Genomic DNA, 8,077 nt, shown 5'->3' on the forward strand with positions numbered 1-8,077 from the left:
TCCTCACGGGCGAGGGGTCGGTGAAGGGCGGGTGCCGCCCGGCGGGGGCGGCTCGGCGGGCTCCGGCTCGGCGGGATCCGGCCCGCCGCACGGCGGCGCGTCCGCGGGCAGGGCGCGCAGTTCCTCGGCCGGCCAGTGCTCCACGCCGTGGTTGGAGCGCAGCCTCGCGCCGACGCCGACCGCCCGCCACAGCACGTCGGTCAGCTCGTCGGTCCAGTCGTCCGGCCACTCCGGGGCCGGCACCGGGCCGGCCGCGTCCAGCACGGCCGCGCACAGGCAGGGCCGCAGGACCGGCGCCGCGGTCTCGACCGGGGCCCGGCCCAGCACGGTGCCCAGCGCCAGCCCGTAGCGGACCACCTCGGTGAGCGGCAGCACCCGCTCCCGGGCGCCCGGCGTCGGCCGGTCGGTGACCGCCACGAACGCCGCCGCCGGGGCCGCCACCGGCCAGTTCCGGCCGGCGCGGGCCATGTGCCGGGTCCAGGACGCCTGCCGCCAGGTCGCGGTGCCGGCGTCCCACAGCGAGATCAGGGCCCGGCCGCCGGACAGCCGGGGCAGCACCTCCGGCAGCGGGCTGACCAGGTCGGACACCCCGCCGGACGACCGCCCCGCCGCCCCGGCGCACCGCGCGGCCGAGGGCCGGGGCGGGGCCCCGGGCGCCGCCGGGGACGCGGCCAGGCCGCCGACGTGCAGCAGCAGGTCCAGCCGGTGCCGCCGGGCGAAGGCCGGCAGCAGCCCGTCCGGGGCGGCGCCCGCCGCCAGCGCCCCGGCCGCGAACCCGGCGAACGCGAGCGCCGCCCCGGACGGCAGCAGCACGGCCGCCGGGGACAGGCAGTCCTGCGGCACCGCCGCGGCCCAGCCGCAGCCGCGCAGCGCCGCCAACCGGACCGCCCCCGCGTTCCAACTGCCGCCGCCCGCCGCGGACAGCACCAGGGCGGCCCGGGGACGGCCGGCCACCGCGCGGAGCAGCTCGGCGGTGAACCCGGGCGCCAGCTCGGTACCGGCCCGGACCACCAGGTGGTGGGTCGAACCGGTGCCGGCCGCGGCCCGCCAGGCCCCGACCAGCGCGGCCGCCGGGTCGGCCCGGACCACCGGGACTGGGCCGAACTCGCCCAGTGCAGACGGGACTTCGCCAACGCCCGGGCCGGCCGCCGGGGCCGCCGGGGCCGCCACCGCCACGCTGATGACGATCGTCACGGCGCGCTGCCGACCGGGGCCGGGGCCGCACCGGCTGAGGCCGCACCGGCCGGGACCGCACCGGCCGGGACGGGCGTCGCCAGTTCCCTGCTCCGGGCGGCCAGGACGGCCAGTTGGCGCCCGGTCAGGTCGTCGAACGGCAGGTGCAGGACCAGCCGCTCCAGGCCGTGCCGGACGTACCGCTCCAGCAGCGGGGCGAGCAGCTCGGCGCCGACCTCGACCACCGCGATCCGACCCAGGTCGCGCACCCCGACCGGCAGGTGCCGGTCCGCGGTGCTGACCGCCAGGCTGAGCTGCATGGTGCGGGGCAGCAGGGCGCCGGGGTGGCCCTCGTCCGGGTTCGTGAGCTTCTCCGGGGGCAGGCCCGGCACCATCAGGCCGTCCAGGTACGGGCCGAGCTCGGACAGCACGGCCGGGTCGCCGCTGGCCAGCAGCATCGGCGGGGGCCGGAAGCCCGGGGGCTTCTCGAACCGCACGGTGTCCGGCAGGTCGCGGCCGCCCTGGCGGAGCAGGTCGTCCAGGGTGCGGACGGTCTGCAGCAGGTTCTGCCGCCGGGCCTGCCGGTCCAGGCCGTACAGCGCGTTGACGTTGGTCCGGGAGCCCGCGCCGAGGCCCAGGACCAGCCGGTTGCCGGAGATCTGCTGGAGCATCACCACCGAACGGGCCATGCTCAGCGGGTGCCGGTAGCCGGCGCACAGGATCGCGGTGCCGAACTCCTCGAACGGCAGGCCGGTGCCCATCGCGTGGGCCAGGTCGGCGACCGGGTCGCCGGCCACCGCGCGGTCCACGCCGTCGTTCTCGGTCAGCGTGACGTCCCTGGTCCACACCCCGGTGAAGCCGAGTTCCGCCGCCTCGTACAGGCGGCGCAGGCCGTGCTGCCACGGGTCGTCGTACAGCGGGAGCAGGATGCCGGTCCTCATGCCGTCCACCCCCCGGCGCCGACCGGAACCCGCTCACCCGGAACGCCCTCGCCCGGGACGCCCTCGCCCGGCAGGTCGGGGACCGGCAGATCGGGGACCGGCAGGTCGGGAACCCGCAGATCGGGGACCGGGACGACGGAGACCCGCAGGTCCGGCCCGACCGGTTCGGCCGCCCGGAACTCCCAGCGCAGCGCCCCGCCGATGGTGCAGATGCCGAGGTCGCCGAGCAGCGCGGGCCCGGCGCCGAGCAGTGCCGGGGCCAGGTGGCCCACCGCCTCGTCCACGCAGTCGGCGGCCAGCAGCCGGGCCGCGGTGCGCGGGCCGCCCTCGACCAGCACGGAGCGGATGCCCAGGCCGAGCAGGGCGGAGAGCAGCGCCCGCGGGTCGACCTGCCCGTCGTCCGGCCCGTCGGCCGGCCCGGCCGACGGGTCGTCGGGCGGGCCGATCGGGAGCAGTTCGGCGCCGGGTGGGGCGGCGGCCCGGGCGAACCGTTCCGGGACGGCCAGCAGCGTCCGGGCCGACCCGTCGAACACCCGGGCCGTCGCGGGCAGCCGGGACGGGTCGGCGGCCACCACCACCCGCACCGGGGCGGGGCCGGCCACGCCGTGCCGGACGCCCAGGTGCGGGTCGTCGGTGCGGACCGTGCCCGCGCCGACCAGCACCGCGCCGTGCCGGGCCCGCAACAGGTGGGCGTCGGCGCGGGCCGCGGCGGAGGTGATCCAGCGCGAACTGCCGTCGGCGGCGGCGATCCGGCCGTCCAGGGTGGCCCCGAACTTCCAGGTCACCCAGGGCCGGAGCCGGGTGGCGTTGGTCAGCCAGTACCGGTTCGCCCGGGTCGCCTCGGCGGCCAGCAGCCCGCCCTCGGTGGCGATCCCGGCGGCGGCCAGCACCGCCGCCCCGCCGCCGGCCCGCGGGGTCGGGTCGGCCACCGCGTACACCACCCGGGCCACCCCGGCGGCCCGCAGCGCCTCGGTGCACGGGCCGGTGCGGCCGGTGTGGGCGCACGGTTCGAGGGTCACCACGGCGGTGCCGCCGCGGGCCCGGGTGCCGGCGGCGGCCAGCGCCACCACCTCGGCGTGCGGTTCACCGTCGTGCCGGTGCGACCCCTCGCCGACCACCCGCAGCCGCTCGTCCAGGACGACACAGCCCACCGTGGGGTTCGCGCCGGTCAACCCCAGCCGTTCGGCGGCCAGTTCGACGGCCCGCTGCATCGCCCGCTGCTCGACCTGCTCGCGCGCCGTCCTCCGCTCGACCTGCTCGCGCGCCGTCCTCCGCTCGGCCCGCTCGCGGGCCGACTTCCGCTCGACCTGCTCGCGCGCCGTCCTCCGCTCGGCCCGCTCGCGGGCCGACTTCCGCTCGACCTGCCCGTCCTGCCCGGTCTTCCTGTCCTGCCCGGTCTGCCCGGTCTGTTCTGCCTGCCGACCGCGTTCGGCCTGCCGGTCCATCGCTTCCCGCCCGTTCTGCTGATGCACCGCCTACACCCCCGCCGGGGTGCGGAACGCCGTGCCCAGCCGCAGCAGTTCACCGGCGATCAGCTCGCACCGCTCGGCCAGTTCGTCCCCGGGGCCGACCGGTGCGCCGCCGACCGTGCGGAAGTCGTCCGGACAGCCGGCGGTCTGGGTGGGCACCACCCAGGCGCCCATCGCCCTTGCCACCGTGCGCAGTTGGTCGCACACCACGTTGCCGGTGCGCGGCCCGCTGCCGTTCGCGGCGACCGCGACCGGCTTGTCGGCGAACGCGTCGCCGGGCAGCCGGTCCAGCACCGCCTTGAGCAGGGCCGAGTAGCCGCCGTGGTAGACCGGGGAGACCAGGACCACCGCGTCCGCCCGGGCGATCCGATCGAGCAGTCCGACCGGGTCGGCGGCCTCCGGGCCCCCGGCGTGCACCGTCTCGGGCGCCATCCCGGCCGACCCCAGCGCGTCGCCGATCGCCCGGCCGAGCGCCGCCGTGTAGGAGTTCACGCGTTCGCTGCCGATGAATACCAGTGCTCTCATGCCGTCCTCCTGATGTGCCCCGGGCTCATGCCGTCCTCCTGGCCGAATGCGGGTGCGGGTACGGGTTACGGGTGTGTGCGGGCGCGGACGCGGGTCAGCGCGCGAGCCGGCCGGCCGGCTCGCCGAGGGCCAGCGTGTGGCGGGTCACCCGGGCCTTGGTCTCCAGGTAGAAGCGGTTGTCCTCGGTGACGAACACCCCGGTCGGCACCACCGCGACCACCTCGATCCCGTAGCGGGCGAGCTGGGCGGCCTTCTCCGGGTTGTTGGTGAGCAGCCGGATCCGGGTCAGGCCGAGCAGCCGGAGCATCTCGGCGGCGGCACGGTAGTCCCGGGAGTCCGGGGCGAGTTGGAGTTCCTCGTTCGCCGCGTAGGTGTCGTATCCGGCGTCCTGGAGCAGGTAGGCGTCCAGCTTGTTGTACAGGCCGATGCCGCGGCCCTCCTGGCGCAGGTACAGCACGCAGCCGCCGGTGGTGCCGATCCGGCGCACCGCCTCGTGCAGCTGCGGGCCGCAGTCGCAGCGCGCCGAGCCCAGCACGTCGCCGGTCAGGCACTCGGAGTGCAGCCGGACCAGCGGCACCGGGTCCGGGTCCGGGCGGTCCTCGCCCAGGGTGATCGCTATGTGCTCGCCCGGATCGCTCAGGCCGTGGAAGGTGTGCAGCCGGGCGGCGACGGTGTCGCCGTTGTTCAGGTGGATCGGTACGGGCACGGTGGCGCGGATCTTCGCGGACACCGTCTCGGTCGCGGGCATCGTCTCGGCTACGGTCATCGCTCGTCCTCTCTCACGCCGGCTGGCGCCGGACACTTCGGCAGGTCTTCGGTGGAAATTCGGCAGGACTCCGGCGGGGAACCACCGGATCCCGGCGGACCTCGACGGGTATCGACAGGCATCGAGGGGCCGTGGTGGGGCTCGGTACGGGGTGGCCGCGGTCAGCGGCAGACGCCGGCGACGACGTCCCACATCAGGCTGGCCGGGCAGACCACCGACTCCCGCGGCAGCTCGTCGGCCGCCGCCTGCGCGGGGGCCCCGGACAGCAGGACCACCACCGACGCGACAGCGGAGATCCCGGCGATCCAGAGGGGGGTTCCGGTCTTCTTCATGGCATTCTCCAGAGGATTTTTAGCCGTTCAGGAATGGCGGTCGCCTCCCCGCCACGGTCGGGCCTTCGAATTCGCTCGACGACCAACTGTCCCCCGGCCGGAAAGGCTTTCGCCACCGATGCCGCTGGCCGGACCGTGCCTGGCCTGATCCGGACAAGAACCCATCCCGGCCAGGGAGTTGGGCCGGTCGGCGAATTCCCGGATGCCCGAGTTGCCGCATTCCGCACCGGTCCTGCCGGAAGTGCACGGAATCACCGAATAGGCCACCAGGTCCACCGTTTCCGCACGATTCTCCGATCCCCCGACTTTCAACGGAGCGCATTTCCCGCGACCTCCCGGTCTAGGCTGGAGAAATGACCAGCGCACCGGACGGCCGGGCCACCGGACCCGCCGCACCCACCCCGCTCACCCCACCCACCACCCTGCTGCTGCTGCGCCACGGCGAGACCGCACTGACCCCGCACCGCCGGTTCTCCGGCAGCGGCGGCACCGACCCCGAACTCTCCGGCACCGGCCTCGCCCAGGCCGCCCGCGCAGCCGCCTCCGCCCTGCTCGCCGAGGCACCCGTGCACGCCGTCATCAGCTCCCCGCTGCGCCGCTGCCGGCAGACCGCGCAGGCCGCGGCCGAACGGCTCGGGCTGGACGTGGAGATCGAGGACGGCCTGCGGGAGGCCGACTTCGGGCACTGGGAGGGCCTCACCCTGGACGAGATCCGCACCCGCCACCCCGCCGACCTGCGGGCCTGGCAGTCGTCCGCGACGGCGGCGCCCACCGGCGCCACCGAGTCCCTCGCCGAAGTCGCCGCCCGCACCGCCACGGCCCGCGACGCCCTGCTGGCCCGGCACCCGGGCCGCCGCCTCCTCCTGGTCAGCCACGTCACGCCGATCAAGACGCTGATCGCCGGAGCACTGACCGCCCCCGCCGAGGCGACGCACGCCATGCACCTCTCCCCGGCCTCGCTCTCCGTCCTGGTCCACACCGGCCCGCGCGCCACCATGCACCTCTACAACGACACCTCCCACCTGCGCTGAACCCCCTCGCCCAGCAGGACCGTCCGGCCACCGCCCCGGCCCGCCGGCCGGATCAGGCCCGGCCGGGCCCGGCCGGCCCGGAGCGTGGCGGCCCCTCGCGTCACCGGGCGAGAGTGGAAACGATCAGCGAGCCCGCCCCCCCTCCCCGCCGTCCCACGCCCGAGAGGAAGCCACGGCCCCCACATCGTCTTCGCGCCCCAATTGCCCGACGTGACAACGGAGTTCCTCCCCGCACCGGACCGGCCGAACGAACCGGCCACGGTCGCCCCTTCCAGACCGAGGCTCTCCCTCGGCCTGCCCGAACTCGCGGGCCAGGAACGGGTGATGGCCGCCACCGTGCTCGACCCGTTCGACGTCGGGATGTTCGTCCCGCTGTCGTTCCTGTTCTTCGCGCTGACCCCCGACCTGACGGTCGCCCAGGTCGGCCTGAGCACCAGCATCGCCACCGCGCTCTCACTGCCGGCCGCCCCGGCGGCCGGCACCGCCGTCGACCGCTGGGGCCCCGCACCTCGCCGATCGCCAACAACCTGCCCGCCGCGGCCGGTTACCTCTGCTACCTGCTGGTGGCCTCACTGCCCTCACTGATCGGCAGCATGCTGCTGGCGCTCTGCGCCGAACGCCTCCGCCAAGCACCTACCGACAGTTCGCTGAGCCCCTGTCGGGTTCGAACCGACGACCCCCGCTCTACAAGACGAAACCTGATCACGTCGGTACGTGACGCCTGATGCTGCGCGGCGCCGAACCTGCAGGTCGGCGCCATGCATCAAGTTTCGACAGTCCGGCCCCGCCGGCGCTGCCGCTGTGCAGTCCGCTCACGCATGGCTCACGCAACAGGGCCGGTCGGTACGGCATCCACCATGGCCCGACTCATCCCGCATGCCACCGTCAGATGCCCTTGACCACAACACGGTCACCGCAGAGCAGACGCATGTCCTCCTCGTCGGACGTGAAGATCGTGACGTCACCACGCTGACGCAGCGCCACGGCGGCAAGAGCGGCGTCGATGGCGTACTTGTGTCCGTGCAGGCCTGCTGTCTCCAACAGTTCGATCGCTTCTCCGGCGATCTCTCTGGTCACGGGCTCGACTGCGATCCTGGAGAGGGCCCATGCCCACGCAGCCTTCTTGACGCGCCCGTGGTAGGCCTCGATGAGCGTCATCGACGTGGTCATGACCCGGATGCCGGAGCGGTCCGCGTCCTTGAGCCGGGCGCCCATGGCGCGGTGGCCGAGAACGGCTTGAGACAGGCCTTCACTGTCGAGCAGGTAGACGAGCTCGGACATCAACTCGCCTTGCGACGGGGCGCAGTCCGGGCTTTGCGCTCCGCGTGCTGTCGCTGGAGCGCCAGCCGCTCCGCCTCTGCGAGCGCCAACTCCGCGTCGGTCACCTCGCCGTGCTCGCCCTCCCACCAACCGACGAACTCGTGCAGGTTGTCGCGCTCACGCTGGCGCTCTATGGCCTGTGTGACATAACGGCTGAATCCACCAGACCCCACCTCGGCGCGGATCTCCTCCGCCAACTCCTCGGGCAGCGTCACGGTGTACTTCTTCGTTGCCATACCAGACATCATACCGACCGGCGGTCGCACTCGGGGCGCTCACGTAAACGGCCTCGGACCAGGGGTCCGAGGCCGTTGATCAAGCTTCCGGAAAGCCGAAGCCGCAGCTCATCCGAGATGGAAACGAGAGCCCCCTGTCGGGTTCGAACCGACGACCCCCGCTTTACAAGAGCGGTGCTCTGGCCAGCTGAGCTAAGGAGGCGCGGTGGCCGTCCGCGGGATCCACGGCGGCACCAGTGGGCAGTGTACCGGGCGGGGGCTCGGGGATGCGGGGGGTTGTGGGG

The 8,077-nt window shown here is 74.8% G+C and carries 10 protein-coding genes and 1 tRNA gene; 2 read left to right on the plus strand and 9 right to left on the minus strand.

What is annotated here, in order from left to right; all coding sequences use genetic code 11:
• Nucleotides 1-3: 3 nt before the first annotated feature.
• The 6 genes from IH44_RS0103835 to IH44_RS46185 form a co-directional block, all read right to left on the minus strand.
• Nucleotides 4-1,194, minus strand: coding sequence for a hypothetical protein (locus IH44_RS0103835; RefSeq protein ID WP_030457945.1), 1,191 nt, complete (start codon nucleotides 1,192-1,194; stop codon nucleotides 4-6).
• Nucleotides 1,191-2,114 (minus strand): LLM class flavin-dependent oxidoreductase, encoded by a 924-nt coding sequence (locus IH44_RS0103840; protein ID WP_030457946.1) that lies wholly within the window; start codon nucleotides 2,112-2,114, stop codon nucleotides 1,191-1,193. Before IH44_RS0103840 ends, IH44_RS0103835 begins: the two co-directional genes overlap by 4 nt.
• A complete protein-coding gene (ribD, locus tag IH44_RS0103845; protein ID WP_081966709.1) occupies nucleotides 2,111-3,325 on the minus strand; it encodes a bifunctional diaminohydroxyphosphoribosylaminopyrimidine deaminase/5-amino-6-(5-phosphoribosylamino)uracil reductase RibD in 1,215 nt (404 codons plus the stop codon). Before ribD ends, IH44_RS0103840 begins: the two co-directional genes overlap by 4 nt.
• Nucleotides 3,326-3,589: 264 nt before the next feature.
• Complete coding sequence (locus tag IH44_RS40550) at nucleotides 3,590-4,108, minus strand: NADPH-dependent FMN reductase (RefSeq protein ID WP_051816522.1); 519 nt, start codon at nucleotides 4,106-4,108, stop codon at nucleotides 3,590-3,592.
• 94 nt (nucleotides 4,109-4,202) lie between these two features.
• On the minus strand, nucleotides 4,203-4,874 hold the full coding sequence (gene ribA / locus IH44_RS0103855; protein WP_232794805.1) for a GTP cyclohydrolase II: 672 nt from the start codon (nucleotides 4,872-4,874) through the stop codon (nucleotides 4,203-4,205).
• Between the two features lie 161 nt (nucleotides 4,875-5,035).
• Nucleotides 5,036-5,206: a hypothetical protein gene (locus IH44_RS46185; RefSeq protein ID WP_157852084.1), complete on the minus strand. Its 171-nt coding sequence runs from the start codon at nucleotides 5,204-5,206 to the stop codon at nucleotides 5,036-5,038.
• Between the two features lie 353 nt (nucleotides 5,207-5,559).
• Between IH44_RS46185 and IH44_RS0103865 the strand changes: the two genes are divergently transcribed.
• Both IH44_RS0103865 and IH44_RS0103870 read left to right on the plus strand, forming a co-directional pair.
• Nucleotides 5,560-6,237 carry a histidine phosphatase family protein gene (locus IH44_RS0103865; protein ID WP_051816523.1) on the plus strand — a complete coding sequence of 226 codons (678 nt, stop codon included), beginning with the start codon at nucleotides 5,560-5,562 and terminating at the stop codon, nucleotides 6,235-6,237.
• A gap of 210 nt (nucleotides 6,238-6,447) precedes the next feature.
• Nucleotides 6,448-6,822: a hypothetical protein gene (locus IH44_RS0103870; RefSeq protein ID WP_157852086.1), complete on the plus strand. Its 375-nt coding sequence runs from the start codon at nucleotides 6,448-6,450 to the stop codon at nucleotides 6,820-6,822.
• A 300-nt stretch (nucleotides 6,823-7,122) separates the two neighbouring features.
• Here the strand turns inward: IH44_RS0103870 and IH44_RS0103875 are convergent, their stop codons facing one another.
• The 3 genes from IH44_RS0103875 to IH44_RS0103885 all read right to left on the minus strand — a co-directional run bounded on the left by IH44_RS0103875 (nucleotide 7,123) and on the right by IH44_RS0103885 (nucleotide 7,995).
• Entirely contained in the window at nucleotides 7,123-7,518 is a 396-nt protein-coding gene (locus IH44_RS0103875) for a PIN domain-containing protein (RefSeq protein ID WP_030457952.1), read from the minus strand.
• Nucleotides 7,518-7,793: a hypothetical protein gene (locus IH44_RS0103880; protein WP_035953777.1), complete on the minus strand. Its 276-nt coding sequence runs from the start codon at nucleotides 7,791-7,793 to the stop codon at nucleotides 7,518-7,520. Before IH44_RS0103880 ends, IH44_RS0103875 begins: the two co-directional genes overlap by 1 nt.
• A gap of 128 nt (nucleotides 7,794-7,921) precedes the next feature.
• Nucleotides 7,922-7,995, minus strand: a tRNA-Thr gene (locus tag IH44_RS0103885).
• Between the last annotated feature and the right edge of the window lie 82 nt (nucleotides 7,996-8,077).

It is taken from the genome of Kitasatospora sp. NRRL B-11411 (assembly GCF_000721345.1).
Lineage (GTDB): Bacteria > Actinomycetota > Actinomycetes > Streptomycetales > Streptomycetaceae > Kitasatospora > Kitasatospora cineracea.

Bases quoted from the DNA above. Each gene is read 5' to 3' on its own strand.
- IH44_RS0103840 (WP_030457946.1), bottom strand. From the start codon at position 2,114: ATGAGGACCGGCATCCTGCTCCCGCTGTACGACGACCCGTGGCAGCAC.
- ribD (WP_081966709.1), bottom strand. From the start codon at position 3,325: ATGCAGCGGGCCGTCGAACTGGCCGCCGAACGGCTGGGGTTGACCGGC.
- IH44_RS40550 (WP_051816522.1), bottom strand. From the start codon at position 4,108: ATGAGAGCACTGGTATTCATCGGCAGCGAACGCGTGAACTCCTACACG.
- ribA (WP_232794805.1), bottom strand. From the start codon at position 4,874: ATGACCGTAGCCGAGACGATGCCCGCGACCGAGACGGTGTCCGCGAAG.
- IH44_RS46185 (WP_157852084.1), bottom strand. From the start codon at position 5,206: ATGAAGAAGACCGGAACCCCCCTCTGGATCGCCGGGATCTCCGCTGTC.
- IH44_RS0103865 (WP_051816523.1), top strand. From the start codon at position 5,560: ATGACCAGCGCACCGGACGGCCGGGCCACCGGACCCGCCGCACCCACC.
- IH44_RS0103875 (WP_030457952.1), bottom strand. From the start codon at position 7,518: ATGTCCGAGCTCGTCTACCTGCTCGACAGTGAAGGCCTGTCTCAAGCC.
- IH44_RS0103880 (WP_035953777.1), bottom strand. From the start codon at position 7,793: ATGGCAACGAAGAAGTACACCGTGACGCTGCCCGAGGAGTTGGCGGAG.